We start from the raw sequence: 18,657 nt of genomic DNA, 5'->3' as shown, positions 1-18,657 counted from the left end.
ATTAAAATAAACAAATATTTAAAATTAAAAAGATAAAAAACAAAATATAAGAAGAATAAAAAATAGGATTTTTCAGCCCAAAAATAAAATTTATAAAATATTAAAATTAATAAGATTTATAAAATATTAAAATTAATAAAATTAAAAAATAAAAGAATAAAAAAAATTTTAAAAAAAAGAAAGAAAGAAAAAAAGAAAGTATAGAAGACCTATACGATTCCTTGAGCGTTCATTGCGTCAACTACTTTTAAGAATCCAGCAATGTTAGCTCCAACCACATAGTTTTTCTCAAATCCGTAATCTTTAGCTGCTGCATCAACATTAGCAAAGATGTTTTCCATAATGGTTTGGAGTCTTGAATCAACTTCATCAAATGTCCAAGATAATCTTTGGGAGTTTTGAGACATTTCTAATGCGGAAGTAGCTACTCCACCAGCATTGGAAGCTTTACCTGGTGCGAATAAAACACCGTTTTCTTGTAAGTATTCGGTTGCTTCAATAGTGGTAGGCATGTTTGCACCTTCAGCAACTGCAGTTACTCCGTTAGCAACTAAAGTCTTAGCATCTTCTAATTGTAACTCGTTTTGAGTAGCACATGGAAGAGCAATGTCACATTTTACAGTCCATACACCTTTACCTTCGTGGTATTCAGCGGATGGTCTTGCTTCAGCATATGCAGTTAATCTTTCACGTCTAACTTCTTTAACTTCTTTTAATAATTCTACATCGATTCCTTCTGGATCATAAATCCAACCGGTGGAATCGGAACAGGTTACAGGTTTTCCTCCTAATTGTTGAGCTTTTTGAATTGCGTAAATTGCTACGTTACCTGCACCAGATACTGCAATGGTTTTTCCAGCAATATCAATGTCATTTGCTTTTAACATTGCGTTAGTGAAGTATAATAAACCATATCCAGTTGCTTCAGTTCTTGCGAGAGATCCTCCAAAGGTTAATCCTTTACCAGTGAGCACACCTTCGTATAAACCTTGGATTCTTTTGTATTGACCGAATAAGTAACCGATTTCTCTACCACCTACACCGATATCTCCAGCTGGAACATCAGTGTCAGCACCAATGTATTTGCAGAGTTCAGTCATGAAGCTTTGACAGAATGCCATAACTTCTCTGTCAGATTTTCCTTTAGGGTCAAAGTTGGATCCCCCTTTACCTCCACCAATTGGAAGGCCAGTTAAGGAGTTTTTGAAGATTTGTTCAAATCCTAAGAATTTAATGATACCGACATTTACGGAAGGGTGGAAACGGAGACCTCCTTTGTAAGGCCCAATTGCACTGTTGAATTGTACTCTGTAACCGGTGTTCACTTGTACTTGACCGTTGTCGTCTACCCAAGGGACTCTGAATTTGATTTGTCTTTCTGGGTTGACTAATCTTTCTAAAAGTGCATCTTTTCTGTATTGTTCTTCGTTTTCTTCGATTACGACTCTTAAAGATTCTAATACTTCTTTTACAGCTTGATGAAACTCAGGTTCATCAGGGTTTTCTTTAACAATTAAGTCAATTACTTCATCAACATAGGACATAATTTAATCTCCATTTGTTTAAATAAAAAAATGAATTTAAGATATCTTTAAATTTGAAATAATTAATTAACTAATAATTAATTATTATTGATTAAAAATAGCTAACAAAATTCAACTATATTTCAACTAACTATACTTAACTACAAAAGACATTTAACTATTTTCAGCTATTTCTAAGCAAATATAAGTAAATATTAGTAAATTAATCATTATAAAACATTATTTAAAGAATTTAAATAATATTTTAGACATTTTCAGACAAGATCACTTATCATAAATGATAGTGGAAAACCTTTTCCGATTTGATGCCTAATTATAAATTGAATAATATTCAATATAAAGGTACCTATTTTTAAAAAATTTTTATTTACAATTCAATATTAAAGGTAGACAAATTTTAGTTCATATGAAAAAATTAAAAATAAAAATAAAAAATATCTCAAATAAAGCTTTAAAATAAAAAATATTAGTGAAAATAATATATTGACAAGTCAATGTTAAAGGTAGACAAAAACAAAAAATTTAATAATAATCAGCAATAATACTAACAAATATAGGCAAATTATTAAGGAAAAAAGCTAATTTTTCCAATGGCGAAAAATTATTTTTAAAACGAAATTTCATGAAAAATTTTTGAAAAATTAAAATTAGATCAAACCATTATTTTATAAATATTTGAACAAAATAAATTTTTTTACGATAATATTAGAAAATATAGAAAAATTAAATAAAAAAATAAACATTGTTTAAAAAAATTATGAAATAATTTTCATATAACAAATATAATTTAAGTTTTTCATTAATCGGCATTGGTCGGAAAACAAAGTGCCAGTCAAAATTGAACAAAATGATAATTAAAATAATTATTTTATAAACAGTACAACAAATTATACAATTAAAACTTGAACACTAATAAATTTAAAATTTTTAGAAAATGAGGGATTATATGAGAATCTTGATATCAAACCTAAAGGGGAAAGAACTTTTAGACATAGCTATGAAAAACAGAATCGAAAAACTGATATCCGTATATACAAACTATAACGAAACCAGCTTGCTTGATCAGTACATGATGAAGGAAAACATTAAAATCAGTACAACAAGTGCCATTGAAGCTTCAAAACAATTAACATACATAATTAGAAATTCTAAAGAAGAGGGAAATGAAATCTTTGTTGCAACTGATGGAAACTTCATTGGATCAATATTAAACTTCGTTGCAAATAAGGAAAGTGCAGACCATATTTACTATTGCTTTAATGACCAAGCAATTCAAATGCCAAAATTAAGCATAAACCTATCCAAAACAAAAATGAAGATTCTAAAAACACTTGAAGAATCAGAGCAAACAGCCATCCTGATTGGAAAGAATGTGGGAATCTCAAGAGCTATGGTCTACAAACACATCAATAGCCTAATGGAAGACGGTTTGGTGGGACAAACAAAACAGTATGAAAAATATTACCTTACAAATGCAGGAAAAATGGTAATTATTTAAAAAAATCAAAAACGGCCCATCTAGAAAAAATATTCTAATAAAAAAATTTCTAATAAAAAAATATCCTATAGCAAAAATAGAAAATGATAAATCCATATAATTCCAATAAAAAAAGAAAATATTAAAATGTGAAATCAAATATGAATTCACATTTTTTAAAATGTTTTAATTTAATTTTAATTTGATATAACTAATTAATATTCCTCTGATAACTAATTTTAAATTAATTAAGCTTCAGCAGGTTTTCCTTTTTCAGCCCATCTTACAGTCAGGGTAGTGAATGGTTGAGCAATAGCTGTCCAGATTAAACTGAGTATCCAGTGAGTGATAATCATTATTAAAATATCTACAACTGAGTAAACACCAACAAATGCCAATCCAATGAATACAAAGTTATCTATAAATTCACTGAAAGCAAGAACCAATAAGTTTATTCCAGACGCATAAGCTTTACCTTCGTTTACAATAGTAGTCAATCTTGCATTTACCAAGTTACCAATTAAGTAACTGATATATGAAGCGATAAGAATTCTTGGGGTTTGAGTAAATACAAAGGATAATGCTGCATCACCAGTAAAGAAATCCGGGGATGGCAAGAATAATATTAAAGTAGTCATAAATACGAATAATACATCAGCAGCAATACCTAATACAAGGGTTCTTTGTGCAGTTCTTTCACCATATACATCAGCAATTACGTTAGTTAAAATGTATACTAAAGGATAGATTAATACTCCTGCAGGAGTTTCCATACCTAAGAAATTAATATTGATAATCTTAACTGTAATTAAGTTTGCAATGGTAAAAGCCATACAGAAGAATACTGTGAGTATTACTCTTTTTTCTGTAAAGTCAAAATTTAAATCCATTTAATCAATCCTTAATCTAATAAAGTTAAAATAATAGATTAAAATATTTTCAGTTAATGAAATATTAATTTAAAAAGAAGATTTTTAAAAAATAAGATATTTCATACAACATAATTATATTTAACTTAATCTAATATAAATATTTAGTATTACTTATACAAATTTTCATTAAATCGGCAAAATTTTTTTGAATCTAAGAAAATTTTATATAATTTATAAACATATTAATTAATAGAATTAATATAACTAATGAACTAATAAAACTAAAAGATTATTATCATTATCTAATTTTTAAAACTGGGGAATTGAATCATGAGCTCCAAAAACAACCAAGAAGATCTAAGTCCAATTGAGGAAATCAAGAAGGAATACTTGGAAAAAATAGACTATTTTGGAAACAGAAGAAGCAAATACGCTCTTTATAAAAAGTTTTCAAAAAAGTACAATCTCAACAAGAGAGTTTTCCTTTACATCATCAATCAGGCTCATGAAGATGTTGGAAGCCCAAAAAGATATGAATTGAATGCAAATAGAAATAGAAAATAAGAGATGATCTTATCTAATTTTTAAAAGATTTCATAATGAAATAAAACATGTTTCATATCTTAAATAATATCTGATTTTTTTATCCTTGAAAATTAAAACGAAAAATTTATAAGCCCTCATAACATAATATTATACGATGTGTATATAATTACATATCATATTAATAAATTTATAATCTCCAATAAAAATAATTTATTAATCAATAATATTAATATAAGAGGATATTTGACTATCGTCTTTAATTAAAAAAGTCCTATATAAATTACCTTAAAAACTGATATTTGCTTAATTGCAATTATCTTATACAAATTACCTAAATACTATTATAAAGTACTTATTAATTTTTTAAAAAGATGATAAAAAAATATCCTCTTATTTTAAATCTCTTTTTTAAACATAAAATAATTAAGGAAATGTCTTCATAAGTCAATTAATTATTATTTTTTTAATATTTTAAACATAAAGATAATATTTTCATAAAAAACTAAAAATATTTTAATTATTAGCAATGTTAAAAATAGTTCTAAAATATGAAAATATTTATAAATTAAAAAAATAAAAATAAGTATAGGATTAACATCCATTGGGAAAATGAAAAATATTATAAATTTTTTATAGTAATTTTCATTAAAGAACATAGTAAAACGGAATTTTTATGATTTATATTGTAAAAATAAATTTTAAAAATTTTTTAAAAGATTAGAAGCTAACAAACTAACTACTATGTTCTTTCCAATTTTTTTATGATTTACTATTTTTCAAGTTTTTTTAGCAAACTAATACTATTTTTAAAATTTTTACAAACTTATTAAAACCGTATTTACTATTTTTAAAAAAAGATTAAAATTAATCAAAAGATCATGAATTAAATATCATCAAGGATTTCTTTTGGAGCGCCAGCAACTTCCACCAAGTATTCCGCTTCAACAATATGTAATTTAGAAGGAATCACTATACAATGAAGAGGGCCACCAAAATCAAAATCAATCAAGTCCTTAATATATCCTGCCTTTACAAGATTATCCTTTGATCCCACTCTTGCAATTCCAATAGCCAAGGTGTCCTCATTAACGAGTCCTTCATGATCAAGATTATCTTTGATGGTCATTAAATTTTCCAAACCTTCGTTTACAGTCATGTACTTTTCCTTATGAGCTTGAATATCCAATAGAACCAATGTATGCATATCCATCTTCAAGTTCTCTTCAATAGCAATGTAAGGGGATTTAGGGAAATAGTTATACTCCAAATCCGGAAATGGAATGGTTGTGACCTTACCGAACTTATATGCTTGAAGGCCTGAAATAGCTGGCGCTGAAGATAAAATGCTTGATCCATGAATTACTTCAAAGTCAATACCTTTTCTTGCACATTCAACTAGAAAATCAGAATGAGTTGTAGCAATTAAAGGGTCCCCACCAGTAATCAATGCAACATCCATATCTTTTGCTTCCTTTAAAAAGATTGATTCCTCTTCCACTTGAGTTCTGTCAAGAACAATGATTTCCTTTCCAATAATTGATTCAATCTTTTCAAAATTAGAGCCGAACAAGCGTGAAGTGAAAAACTCAGCATAAACCTTATCCACTTTTTTTAATGCTTCCACACCTTTTAAAGATATGTCCTTTTCATCGAATAGTCCTAAACCAACCAAATAAAACATAAAATCACTTAAATAATATCAATAAAATCAATCTAATTACAATCAAAATAACGAAATAAAGGTTAAATTTTAAATGAAAAGTAAAAATAGATTAATAAAAAAAGGGCGCTTAATAACACAGGCCCACCATAAACCTGCTTATCACGTTAAAAAGCAACCCTTTTTACACCATACATCACCACTTTATTTTAAAAAAAAAAGCGTAGCTGTTTTATAAACAGCTAATAATATTTTATACATAACTTATATTTAAAGGTTCGTGTCATATTCGTATGATATAAAACTATTTTTCAAATCCTAATAAAGAAGATAATTGGAAGTTAAGGGATTTGCATATAATTAAAAAAAATGATATTTTGTGTAATAAAATATAGAAAGAAATAAAAAAAGTAAAAAATGTAAAAAAATGAAAATGAAAAACTGAAAGAAATAAAAAAAGTAAAAAACTAATCATTCATCTTTAGTAAATCCGTACACTTCTGTTTCAAAGGTTTTAGCAACTTCTGGCATTAAGCTTGCAATGTCAAGCTGTTGTGGGCATTCCTTCATGCATGCTTCACAGCCAGTGCAGTCAGAAGCAATACCTACTCCTTCCAAACAGGAATAGTTCCTATACGCATTACCAACTGCAGTGAATTCACCAACCTTTAAACCTTGAATCTTCTCATTGTTATACAAGTCAAACAATTTAGGAATCATGATATTTGAAGGACATGAACTAATGCAGTAATTACATTTAGTACAAGGGATTGCAATGTTACTGTTAATAATTTGAGTAACGTCCTCAATAATCTTATGCTCTTCATCATTAAGTGGCTTGTAGTCATCCATGAAACCAATGTTTTCTTCCATTTGCTCCAAGCTGCTTGCACCAGACAACACCATGAATACTCCATCTATTCCTGCTACATAACGTAATGCCCAGGATACTGGAGATTCATCAGGATTATACTCTTTCAATTTTTTCTCTGCTTCTTCAGGAAGATCTGCCAAGAATCCTCCTTTCAATGGTTCCATAACAATAATTGGCAAATCATACTTATGAGCAACTTCCACACATTTTCTGGATTCCACACCATCATTTTCCCAGTCAAGGTAATTGATCTGCAATTGTACAAACTCCATTTCAGGATGTTCCTTCAAGATATTGTCCAAGAATTCCGCATTTGCATGAGTGGAAAGACCTAACTTCTTGATTTTACCTTCATCTTTCATCTTTTTACAAAATCCGAAGGTATCTACATATTTCCATCCGGCTTCGGAAAAGCTGCTTACATTATGAACCATATAATAATCAAAGTAGTCTACACCACAACGTTCCAATTGTTCCTTGAAAATCGGTTCCACTTGTGACTCTTCAGTGATTAAGAAAGTTGGCATCTTGTCTGCAATCACAAATGAGTCTCTTGGATAACGTTCTACAACCGCTTTTCTTAAAGCAACTTCACTTACTCCATCATGATAAGCGTAAGCGGTGTCAAAGTAATTGAAACCATTTTCCATATAAACGTCTGCCATCTTCTTAACTTGTTCAAAATCTACACTTGAGAAATCATTTTCATCAAGCTGCGGCAATCTCATCATTCCAAATCCCATATTCTTCATATTTAATCTCCTAATGCATTAATAATTCATTTATAAGTCTAATCTTTATATAACATCTGTTTATTGTATTCCTTTTCCAATTCCAATTGTCTGATTTTCCTATCGTATTGAGCTGCTTCTTCCTCTTTAAATTCAATCAAGCCACTGATAAGAATATCAATCTTCTTTTGACAATCCTTCATTGCCTTTTCCTTTTGAATCTTCAAGGATTCAATTTCATTGTCTATCTCCAAAAGTCTTAATTCACTCATGGGATAATAGTTAAATCCTAAAGCCTCATTAAGGGCATGATCCAAAAGATCCTGCAATTTCAATCCCTTTGATTTGGCAAGATCCTTTTTCTGCTTATTTATCTTCACACTAGTTGTCTCATTAAAACAACCCATAATTATCACCTAAAGATAATGATAAACTCAAATATTTCAAAAATACTTCAAGTAATATGAATATAATATATAATCTAAAATTTTATATATATAAAATTAATGTTAAAGGACAATATATATAATTCTTAAAAAATGATTTAAGGATAAGATAATCTTAAAAACAATAAAAATTAAATATTTATTCAAAAGAGAAAAACAATTTAAAATAATAAAATAATAAAACAAATCTTGGAAATTCGATACGAAAAAACTATTGATTTGAATAAAATAACGATTGATAAAACTTAAAGTATATACAACAAATAGTAAAATTATCAAGGTTAAAACTAATTTAATAAAAGATACCATGTTAACACTAAAAATTCCAGTGCAGAATATAGAGGCGACAAGGCAAATTGTACTAAATCATAAGATTATTGACTTTGACTATAAGATTAAAGTCGAAAATGGTTTCGGACATATTCCAATTAAAGAAGGAACAGATGATGAGACACTCTCAAAAGTAATGGAAGAATGCAAGGAAGAAATCATTAAGCAAAATGATAATTATACAATAGAAATAATAGATTTAAGCCAAGATGAAGACCTCGAAACTGTAAAGAGGTTTCCAAGAAGCATAACAGAACTTCTTAAAGACAAATTAAGTGAAGAGGAAATTGAAGAGCTTAAAAAATCCTTTGACATCATTGGAGATGTAGTCATTGTAGAGATTCCTGAAGATCTTGAAGCCCATAAAAAGGAAATAGGTCAAGCCACTCTTCAGTTCACCAAACGAAAAACTGTGTATATGAAAAAAAGTGCAGTTAAAGGTGTTACAAGAGTTAGGGAACTTGAACTTATCGCTGGAGAGGACAATCCTATCACAATCCATAAGGAACATGGCACAAGATTGAAATTGGATGTCAAAAACGTTTACTTCTCACCAAGACTTGCAACTGAAAGGAAAAGAGTTCAGGAAGCAACACACGATGGAGAGGAAATCCTCGATATGTTTGCAGGAATCGGACCGTTTCCAATTGTAATAGCTCATGAAAAGAATGTGAATATCACTGCAGTGGACATTAATGAATATGCAATCAAATACTTAAATGAGAATATTAAGTTAAATAAACTTAAGGATAATGCCCACATCACTGCAATTTGCGGAGATACAAATGAAGTTGCTTTAAATGAATTGAAGGGCAAGAAATTCGACAGGTTAATCATGAATCTTCCAGGATTAGCCCCTGAATTCCTTGATTTAGCTGTTTCATTATGCAAGGATGGTGGAGTCATTCACTACTACGAATTTTCAGATGGATTTTCACAAGGAATAGAAAGAGCACAAATAGCTTGTGAAAAGCAAAATAAGGAAGTTGAGATACTAAATACACGTAAAGTAAAATCATCAAGTCCAGGAATGTGGCATGTGGCTATTGACTGTAAAGTTACTGATAAAAAATAGCTAAGAAAATATTTAAAAATAAATAGAATTTTTTAAAACCAAATAAAAAAAGAAATGATTTAGAAAAGATCTTTAAAGTCTTTTTCTAAATTGTTTAAATCAATTACTCCTTTTTCTGTAATGATTCCTGTAATCAAGTCTTTAGGAACTATATCAAAAGCAGGGTTGATAACTTCAGTTCCTTCCGGACAGATTCTTGCTCCACCATAGTAAATTACTTCATTAGGATCCCTTTCTTCAATAACTGTATCAAAGATGGAAATCTCCTTATCAAATGTAGAGAAAGGAGCGGCTATATAGAATGGAATGTCAAATCGTTTAGCTGCAAGAGCAACCATAAATGAACCGATCTTGTTTGCAATACCGTCATAAGCCACTCTGTCTGCACCGATTACAACCTTATCAATCTTTCCTATTGACATAAGATATCCGCTTGCAACATCAGGAATAAGTTTTACAGGAATTCCTTCCTGTTGCATTTCCCAAACGCTTAAGCTTGCACCTTGTCCTCTTGGACGGGTTTCATCACATATGACTTGAATATCCTTTCCTTGATTGAATGCAGAACGGAAAACACCTAATGCAGTACCATAGTCTACACAAGCAAGTGCACCTGCATTACAATGGGTTAAGACGGTATCTCCATCATCAATAAGCTCAGCACCATATTCACCAATAGCTAAGTTAGTGTTAATGTCTTCACCAGCCATTGCCATTGCTTCATTAAGCATATTGTCCGCTTTCATGACTCTGTCAACTGCCCACATAAGATTGACTGCAGTAGGTCTTGCATTTTTCATTTCTACAGCGACCTTTTCCATATCTTCACCTGCAATCTGAGCAAGAGCCATACCGAAAGCAGCTGAAACACCTATTGCAGGAGCTCCACGAACTACCATTGTCTTGATTGCATCTATAACTTCCTGATAAGTGCTGCAATAAACATAAGTCAATTCATCTGGCAATTTGGTTTGATCTATAAGCTTTAATTTATTGTCTTCCCATTCTAAAGTTCTCATAATAATCACTAATAGTAATTTGATAAAAATAATGAATTTAAATTAAGATTAATTAATAAAATATTGGTCTTTTTTAAATAAATAGATTATTATAAAAATTAGATATGAAAAAATGAGAACATCCTCCAAATAATTAAATTAAGAAAAATTAATAAAGAGCATACACAAAAGAACTAATAAAAACTTCAATCAGATTCTTGATAAAATTTTATCTAGGGAACTCGATAAAGAACCATAGCAAAATTAAAAAAGTACCGAACAAGATATAAACGATACCCTCTATGAAAAAACTCATTATCTCCCCCCATTAGAAGAATCTTGATACAAATTATGTTGGTAATGAACGATTAACAAGATTCAGCTATATAAAATGCAACTTTTATGCTTCTTGTAGTATTTTTTATATAGTTAAAGGGGAAATACTATACTCTAATCATAAAAAGAATGTTCTCAATTATAATTTGATGAAAAAAAGATATAAAATTAGCCTAAATGTGAAAAAACACAATATAAAAAAGTTTCATAAAAATTATTTCAAAAAATCACAATTACACAATTGTGAAAAATTGATTTCCTTTAAAAAAGTATAAAATTTAAAAAAAATAGAAAATGTTATTTATGTGGCCAAATTTCCCCAAATAACCACATAAAATAAACATTAAATCATTTTATATTACTCTTGTAACCGTCCATTTGACCAACATTTACAAGTAATCTTGTGATTAATACTATATTAAAAGTAGTATATAAATATTTTGAAAAATCTAAGGATTATAAACTCGTTAAATAAAAAATAAGGCAATGTATAATCTTTTTTCCATATATGATAAACTATACATGAAATTTAAAAAAATTGATGATTAAATAAAAAAAGAGAAAAAAGGACATAAAGTCCTTATAAAATTTATTCGTCAAATTCTTCAAAGGTGATAACAGCTCTACCTTCAACTCTTCCGTTTCTTAAGTCATCAAGAGCATCAAGAACTTTACTGAATGGATATTGTTGAGCTTCAACCTTAATCTTTCCAGCTTTTGCCAAGTCCATGATCTCATAAAGGTCAGTGATGGTTCCACCTTGAGTCAATCTTACCATTACACCAGGTTTAACTGTAGTCCAGCTTACTGGGAGTGTTCCTCCACCAAGACCTAAAATGGAAATAAGGCCTAATCCTTTGGTGATTTGTGCTGCAAGTTCTAAAGTGTTGTCTCTACCTACAAAGTCAAATACTGCATCTACACCTTTGCCATTAGTTAATTCCATGATTTTGTCATATGCATTGTCATCTAAAACAACCAATTCATCAGCACCATAGTTAACCATTTTAGCCATTTTTTCAGCAGATCTGTTAACTACAATAACACGAGCGGAAGTTGTTAATGCCAAGTATTGGCAACAGTAGAATCCAAGTCCACCTACACCGATAACCACTGCAGTACCGTTATTTGGAATGAATGGTTTTGCGGTTTGCACAGCACCATATGGAGATAAACCTGCATCTGCCAATGCCACATATTCTGTAGGGTCAAGGTCACCTAAAGGTGCAACTTCTCTTGCATCAGCAATCATATATTCTGCCATACCTCCGTCTTCCTTAAGACCACGTGCACTTGCAACTTCACAGAAGTTGTCACGACCTGAAAGACAGTATTGACATTTACCGCATGCATGCAATGTGTCTACAATAACGTTTTGACCAACCTCGACAGTATCTACTCCAGGTCCGAGTTTTACAACTTCACCTGCATTTTCGTGACCAAATGTGAATGGTCCTTCAAATGGAACTGTGATGAATCCTTCATCAATAACTTCAAGGTCAGTTCTGCACATTCCTGCACCTTTCATTTTAATTAAGATTTCTCCAAAAGTAGGTTCTGGTATAGGTACTTCCTCCATTACAGGAGGTTTTCCTAATTCATTTATCCTCCAAGCTTTCATCATTTCTGCCATTTTAATCCCTCAATTTTTTAAAGTAAAATTATTATTTAATTTTACATGTAATATTATATTCCTATTTAATATTAAATTTTACTATTTTAATTAAAAATTATTCAACATATCAAAAAATAACTAAAAATTATTCGGCAAATATGAAATAAACTAATATTTTATCTATAAATTATAAAAAAATGATAAACATTGTTCATTTATCTTAATAAATGATATAAATGAAATAAAAAATTTTAAAGAAAAATCGGAAAAATGAATAAAAAAAAATTAAAAATAATTTACAAATAGCTAAAATGAGAAAAAATAATTAAAAAAATGTAAAAGAAAAAGTTATAAAAAAGTAAGATAGGAAATAAATAATCCTATTAAAAAAATTAAAAAGATAAGTTTCTAATCACTTAAAAGTGAGACTGAGGAGCATTTCCTATGTGATGGTCTTCGTGTTTCTTACCAGGAATTCCATAAGCATCTGCTCTACATTGGGTACATGCTCTGAATACTGGAAGATACTCTTCAACATCACTACGTGCCTTTTCAATCTCTCCACAACCAGGTCTTGGATAATCTGCCATCTTGTTTAATGGAATGAGTGGCAAGACATTTACCAAGTCTGCACCGCATTCTTTTACGGTTTTAGCTATTTCCACAATATGCTCATCATTCAATCCTGGAATAAGAACAATGTTGACCTTAACGACTACACCAAGGTCAGTAATCTTTTTGATTCCTTCAAGTTGGTTTCTGGAAAGAATTTCAGCTGCTTCAAGTCCTTTATAAGCCTTTCCTTCATATACAATGAAACCATTGATTTCCTTTAGGATTTCAGGATCCACTGCATTTACTGTAACAGTTACAGTATTTACACCAAGTTCTGCAATTCTTTCAGCGTATTTTGGAAGCAAAAGACCATTTGTACTCATACATTTGATCAAATCTGGTTTTACCTCATTGATTTTTTCAAAGAATTCAAAGGTAGCCTCGTTAGCTAATGAATCACCAGGACCTGCAACACCAACAACAGTGATTGCACTGTCTTTAGTTACATTCAATACATGTTCCACTGCAGCATCTGCATCCATGATTGAACCTGCAACTCCAGGCCTGTCCTCTTCAGTATTAATTGATCTTATACAGAAATTACATCCAATATTGCATTTAGGAGCGATTGGCACGTGAACTCTTCCTACCTTATCATGCAATTTTTCATTATAGCATGGATGCACTTTTGTAATGTGTGCAAATTTTGCACCTTTATGACTTCCTCCACAAGTTATATCTTTTTTAGTCATAGTATTACCTCAACACAATATTTAATAATTTAATTAACTTAATTTTTTCTCCAATTTTAATTTAATCCCACTACAATTTACAAAATTTATTCGTTAAATCTATTCATTTTACGCTTAAACTTATAACTATTGTTATTAACAATATAGTATTTAAAGCTTCCTATTTGTTTCTAATATATACGAACAAACTATTGGAAATTACGAACCGTTTTAAAAAATCAATGTAAAATTGGACAAAAAATTAAAACAACCTCATAAAAATGAAAATTTAATGATTTAAAAAAATAAATGGATTAAATCTAAAAAGATTTAATCAATTATACGAATTAAATTTAATCCCAAGTTTTAGGAGTATTCAATTCTACAATATACTCTTCAGCCTTTTCAACCCATTCATCTTTAATGAGCTCATCAGTAGCTATAACAGAAACGATATCTCCACGGGAAATGTCCTTCATAATCTTGAATCCTTCAGGAACTATTCTGAATATTGCATCATAAATCCTTCTCTTAAGGTTTTCATGAGGATCATCTACAACCAAATCAGAAACTTCATGCTCCCCTTTCATGTGAATGACATATCTGCTTGGCTGGTGAACGTTTTCCCTACCGTTGGTTTTCCAAAGGGTTCTTAGAATATTTGGAAGATAGTTCTCATTATCTATCAAAACAACAGTGGTATCATCATCCGCTTCATAATTTACTTTAGCAACTTCCTTTAATGTAATGTGCTGGGAAGTCTTTCTCATCTTTATCGCTATAATGAAGCATACTTCATCTGGATTGACATAAGCACGCATGTCATCTATGGAAGGTGGCAAGACCAAATCCTGCAAGATTTGTCTGATAATCATATCATAGACTTTTGCTCCTTCAGGGTCATTTGATTCAATATACATATAATCACTTCTTTAAAAGTAATAGAAAAAAGCTTATTTTAAGCTTAAATCTATTCATGTCTATTTCCCATACCAGATACAAGCAATGCTGCACCTACTGCACCAATGTGTTGTGAGTATTCTGGCACGATAACTTCAATACCACCTAAAGTTTCACTTACCGCTTCAACAAGTCCGGAAATTAAACTGGTTCCACCTACTTGGATTAAAGGTTCACGAATGTCAATTTCCTGCAATTGCTGTTCATAAACTTGCTCAGATACAGAGTGACATGCAGCAGCCGCTACATCAGCCTTAGATCCTCCAGCAGCAAGAGTGGTAACCAAGTCTTGAATACCGAATACAATACAGTAGGAGTTAAGCATAGCCTTTCTCCAGTCACCTTGCACTGCAAGTGGACCAAGTTCTGTAATGTCCACATCTAACCTTCTTGAAGTCATGTCCAAGAATCTGCCGGATGCACCTGCACAGATACCACCCATGGTGAAGTTGTCTGGAATACCGTTGTTTACGGTAATTACCTTGTTGTCCATACCACCGATATCGAGTACTGTAGCTTCACCTTTTTGACAATCAGCCAAGTATACTGCACCTTTTGCATTTACAGACAATTCCTCTTGAATAAGTTCTGCTCCGAATTCCTGACCCATGGTAAACCTACCGTAACCTGTAGTTCCTATACCATCAACATCATCCCATTTGTAGCCAGTGCCTTCAAATGCCTCTGCAGCTGCAGTTTGAGCAGATGCAATGATGTCTTTTGTGGAAGTCCAACCGGTTCCGATAACCTTGTTGTTTTCCATAAGAACCGCTTTTGTGGTTGTTGAACCTGAGTCAAGTCCAAGGGTAAGTCCTTCTTGCTTTTCACGAGCAAGAATGCTTCTACGTGTAACAGTGGTAGCCAATGCTTCCATACGGATAAATAGCTCGTCCGCTTTTGTCCTTTCAGTGAAGGAATAAGTTACTACTGGAATACGTGTATTGTTCTGGATGAAACGTCTTACTTCGTTTCTGACCAATGCTCCTTCTGCACATCTGAAACAGGTAGCAATGAATACTGCATCAGGTTTGCATTTTCCTTCTACAATAGACATTGCCCTTGCAATCATAAGCTTTAAGCTTGAACTTTGAGCAGAGAAACCGAATTTCTCATAAGCTTCATTAATGTAATCCAAATCAATTTCAGGAAGAATAATTTCTGCTCCAAATTTTAAAGCTGCCTTTTCTATTTCCTTTTGGATACCACTATATTCGGTACCGCAGGAAACCAATGCAATTTGTACCATATTATTTTCCTCCTTTATTTGCAATTGGTTCGCCTAAAACATCACTGTCTCCTTCAAGGTCTCCTCCGCCACCAGGCAAGGAATCAAGGAAGTCCATGATTTGATTTACCATTAATCTTGTTCCATCCTCATCATCAGGGTATGTGACTTCCAAGACAGGTATGTCTTTTTTACGTAAACAGAAAATTGATAATTCATTTGTTCTTGCACATCCTACACAACCAAAACCAAATGGAGCGCCATCAACAATGATTGCTGCTTCTGCCGCATCTATAAGAGGTCCAATAATGGACATTCTTCCACGAACCCCTGAAGGCACTTCAATAGCTGCATATTTCAATCCGTTAATTGGATCTTCTTCTGTAATGTTCATTGGAGGAGAATCAATCTCCGGATCTTTAATCTTTTGTCTTATTTGTTTTTGAAGAGCTAAAGGAGTGTGACCTTTTCTCTCAATCAAGTCAGCTAGAACCAATGAATTTGGTGGATAAATAGCTACTTTTACCATAATATCATCCTCTTAAATCTAAATAAGAAAGCAAATATCCTATTCCAATTTGCCTTCTATTATTTATCATCCTCTTTTTTATTTTCTTCTTCTGCTAAAATCTCTTTGAAGTAATCAACAGAAACAGGTTCCTTCTTTTCTATTTCCACTTCTCTTGGATTCTTTAAAGCTTCTCCAACATAATCAAGAATTCTGAATTCCTTTTCCATTTGGTGGAAACCTTCTCTTGGTCCGTATCTGTGACCTCTGCATCTTCTTGGGTCACCTGGAGCAAAACCTCTTTCCTTTGTAAAAATTCCATAAGGGTCTAATTTACGGAGTTCACGAATAGCTTCTCTCACATATTCATCCTTTCCACTAATCATAGCCCCATAACAAGTCCATTTGATTGTAATAGGCAAATTAAGCATATGAAGGAAGTTCACTACCTCACTTTCACTTACATTTGCCTTTGAACTTAAAATGATCATCCTTGTTGAAACTTCTGGATCCATATCCTCTTTACCTAAATCTGGAGTTATACATAAATTTGCAGGCATAATCATTCCTCCTCATCATCATAAACTTCGTGAATATAAAGAGTGCTTCCGTCTTTAAGCTTGTTCAAGCCTTCAATGTTACCAACAACTTCACCGACAATATTTGTAGCTGAGAAAGGCTCACCAGTAGGTCCGAAATCAGTGGTGTCAATAGTTCTTATACCAATAAGTCCCACATTCTTCTTGGACATGTTTGTTACACCTATCTCTCCAGCCTTCATAATATCAGTTGGATTGTTTTCAGGAATAAGTCCCTTGGACTCATCGTTATCACCATTGAACATGAACATGTTCATGTCAGGCACTGCAAAGTAAACCTTCAATGTTCCAACAGGCTTTTCTGCCAATCCAGTGATCTTTTCCAAGTACCACCTGGTTCTTGGAGCCTTATCGGTTAACTTGACTTTCAAGAGCTCATCACTTGCAAGACCAAAGGTAGTAACTTCACCAGCTTCTATGATGCCAACAGTGCTTTCAGGTTCCTGAGTCACGACAATCGCATCATCATCCTCATTGCCTGTTCTGATATGCTTGATGCCTAATGATGCAAGTTTTTCTTCTGCCTCTTTTTGAGTCATCATCATAAGCATGATTCTGTCAGGACTGCTTCTTACAGTAACGAAATCCCCTTCTTTTGCTATATCAAACAATTCCATTCCTTGCTTGACGGTAGCTAAATTGGTGTGGGTTTCAGCTCTTACTCTGTCTTCTCTATAAATGTAAACTCTACCTTTACCGAATCCATCATTTCTCAAGGTAACTGTTCCTCTTTTACGTTCAGTGATCTCTTCCTTCTCCTTAGTTAAACCAGTCAATTCATAGAACCCTACAAATGAGTTGGATTCAAAGCTGACTTCTATCTTGTCATTCCTAATGAGTGAAAACAAGTGTTCAACAGATTTGGGAGAATTGAAGTTAGGTTCAAATAGAACATAAGTGAACAATTGATTTCCTTCCTCCAAGACTTCATCCAAGTTTGAACCACCAGTACTCTCTCTAACTGTACTGCGCTCAATTACAGGTTCAATAGCTAGGATTTCATCATCATCAGTAAGGGAGAACAATGTTTTTCTTCCACCTATAACCCTTGCAAAGACTCCACGGTCACTGTATTTTGGAACACCATAAACGTTCCGGTGGTCATCCTTGACAAAGATTATATGAGTGGCCTCAGCAGAAAATCCAGATAAGCTGATTAGAACCTCATTGTCGAAATATGCAAATTCGTCATGTGAAGGTTCAAAATTAGAGCTTACAGGACCTATAGCCACTTCATTAGATGTTTCCCAACGAACATTATTAGAGATAAACTGAGAATAGTTTTCCTTGAAGAAATCAGTTAAAGGTTGTGATTTTTCAGAAACTTCCAATTCAATGAGAATACTTCCCTTAGGTGTTTTGATCTTATATTTAAGGATATTGCTTTGTATTTCGCTTTCTCCCTTGATAAGACAAACGATACTTCCTTTCTTGTAAGGAGCATTTGAGATTTCAATTGCATCCTTAATGGTAGAACCTTCAGGAATATCCACATCTTCTCCATTAATTTTAATTAGCATAGGCTTGCCTCTTTATTTATAAAATAATAATTATTATCTAAAGTTAAAATTTGAC

At 31.7% G+C, this 18,657-nt stretch carries 16 protein-coding genes; 3 read left to right on the top strand and 13 right to left on the bottom strand.

What is annotated here, in order from left to right; all coding sequences use genetic code 11:
* Positions 1-209: 209 nt before the first annotated feature.
* Positions 210-1,544: an NADP-specific glutamate dehydrogenase gene (gdhA, locus tag Q0409_RS03345; protein ID WP_298535050.1), complete on the bottom strand. Its 1,335-nt coding sequence runs from the start codon at positions 1,542-1,544 to the stop codon at positions 210-212.
* 946 nt (positions 1,545-2,490) lie between these two features.
* On the opposite strand from gdhA, the gene Q0409_RS03340 reads away from it, so the two are divergent.
* Positions 2,491-3,042: a helix-turn-helix domain-containing protein gene (locus tag Q0409_RS03340; RefSeq protein WP_298535048.1), complete on the top strand. Its 552-nt coding sequence runs from the start codon at positions 2,491-2,493 to the stop codon at positions 3,040-3,042.
* 227 nt (positions 3,043-3,269) lie between these two features.
* Here the strand turns inward: Q0409_RS03340 and Q0409_RS03335 are convergent, their stop codons facing one another.
* Positions 3,270-3,911 carry a queuosine precursor transporter gene (locus Q0409_RS03335; RefSeq protein WP_298535046.1) on the bottom strand — a complete coding sequence of 214 codons (642 nt, stop codon included), beginning with the start codon at positions 3,909-3,911 and terminating at the stop codon, positions 3,270-3,272.
* A gap of 312 nt (positions 3,912-4,223) precedes the next feature.
* Between Q0409_RS03335 and Q0409_RS03330 the strand changes: the two genes are divergently transcribed.
* Positions 4,224-4,457, top strand: coding sequence for a hypothetical protein (locus Q0409_RS03330; protein ID WP_295605615.1), 234 nt, complete (start codon positions 4,224-4,226; stop codon positions 4,455-4,457).
* Positions 4,458-5,322: 865 nt separating this feature from the next.
* Here Q0409_RS03330 and dph5 read toward each other — a convergent pair.
* From dph5 to Q0409_RS03315, 3 genes are all read right to left on the bottom strand, one after another.
* Positions 5,323-6,120: a diphthine synthase gene (dph5, locus tag Q0409_RS03325; RefSeq protein ID WP_298535044.1), complete on the bottom strand. Its 798-nt coding sequence runs from the start codon at positions 6,118-6,120 to the stop codon at positions 5,323-5,325.
* A 450-nt stretch (positions 6,121-6,570) separates the two neighbouring features.
* Positions 6,571-7,725 (bottom strand): aldo/keto reductase, encoded by a 1,155-nt coding sequence (locus tag Q0409_RS03320; protein WP_298535042.1) that lies wholly within the window; start codon positions 7,723-7,725, stop codon positions 6,571-6,573.
* 38 nt (positions 7,726-7,763) lie between these two features.
* Entirely contained in the window at positions 7,764-8,111 is a 348-nt protein-coding gene (locus Q0409_RS03315) for a hypothetical protein (RefSeq protein WP_298535040.1), read from the bottom strand.
* 346 nt (positions 8,112-8,457) lie between these two features.
* Between Q0409_RS03315 and Q0409_RS03310 the strand changes: the two genes are divergently transcribed.
* On the top strand, positions 8,458-9,555 hold the full coding sequence (locus Q0409_RS03310; protein ID WP_298535038.1) for a class I SAM-dependent methyltransferase family protein: 1,098 nt from the start codon (positions 8,458-8,460) through the stop codon (positions 9,553-9,555).
* A gap of 59 nt (positions 9,556-9,614) precedes the next feature.
* On the opposite strand, the gene mtnA is transcribed toward Q0409_RS03310, so the two are convergent.
* The 8 genes from mtnA to Q0409_RS03270 form a co-directional block, all read right to left on the bottom strand.
* Positions 9,615-10,574 carry an S-methyl-5-thioribose-1-phosphate isomerase gene (gene mtnA / locus Q0409_RS03305; RefSeq protein WP_298535036.1) on the bottom strand — a complete coding sequence of 320 codons (960 nt, stop codon included), beginning with the start codon at positions 10,572-10,574 and terminating at the stop codon, positions 9,615-9,617.
* Between the two features lie 904 nt (positions 10,575-11,478).
* Positions 11,479-12,522 carry an NAD(P)-dependent alcohol dehydrogenase gene (locus tag Q0409_RS03300; protein WP_292787882.1) on the bottom strand — a complete coding sequence of 348 codons (1,044 nt, stop codon included), beginning with the start codon at positions 12,520-12,522 and terminating at the stop codon, positions 11,479-11,481.
* Between the two features lie 398 nt (positions 12,523-12,920).
* Positions 12,921-13,811 (bottom strand): radical SAM protein, encoded by an 891-nt coding sequence (locus Q0409_RS03295; protein WP_298535035.1) that lies wholly within the window; start codon positions 13,809-13,811, stop codon positions 12,921-12,923.
* 332 nt (positions 13,812-14,143) lie between these two features.
* A complete protein-coding gene (locus Q0409_RS03290; RefSeq protein WP_298535033.1) occupies positions 14,144-14,710 on the bottom strand; it encodes a methanogenesis marker 17 protein in 567 nt (188 codons plus the stop codon).
* Between the two features lie 50 nt (positions 14,711-14,760).
* Complete coding sequence (locus Q0409_RS03285) at positions 14,761-15,996, bottom strand: methanogenesis marker 15 protein (protein ID WP_292787888.1); 1,236 nt, start codon at positions 15,994-15,996, stop codon at positions 14,761-14,763.
* Position 15,997: 1 nt separating this feature from the next.
* Complete coding sequence (locus tag Q0409_RS03280; protein WP_298535031.1) at positions 15,998-16,504, bottom strand: methanogenesis marker 5 protein; 507 nt, start codon at positions 16,502-16,504, stop codon at positions 15,998-16,000.
* A gap of 59 nt (positions 16,505-16,563) precedes the next feature.
* Positions 16,564-17,043: a methanogenesis marker 6 protein gene (locus tag Q0409_RS03275; protein ID WP_298535029.1), complete on the bottom strand. Its 480-nt coding sequence runs from the start codon at positions 17,041-17,043 to the stop codon at positions 16,564-16,566.
* Positions 17,044-17,045: 2 nt separating this feature from the next.
* Positions 17,046-18,602, bottom strand: coding sequence for a methanogenesis marker 3 protein (locus Q0409_RS03270; RefSeq protein ID WP_298535027.1), 1,557 nt, complete (start codon positions 18,600-18,602; stop codon positions 17,046-17,048).
* Between the last annotated feature and the right edge of the window lie 55 nt (positions 18,603-18,657).

The sequence above is a fragment of the uncultured Methanobrevibacter sp. genome, from assembly GCF_937898925.1.
In the GTDB taxonomy this organism is placed as follows: Archaea; Methanobacteriota; Methanobacteria; order Methanobacteriales; family Methanobacteriaceae; genus Methanobrevibacter.
This window is presented reverse-complemented; position numbering and strand designations above follow the sequence as displayed.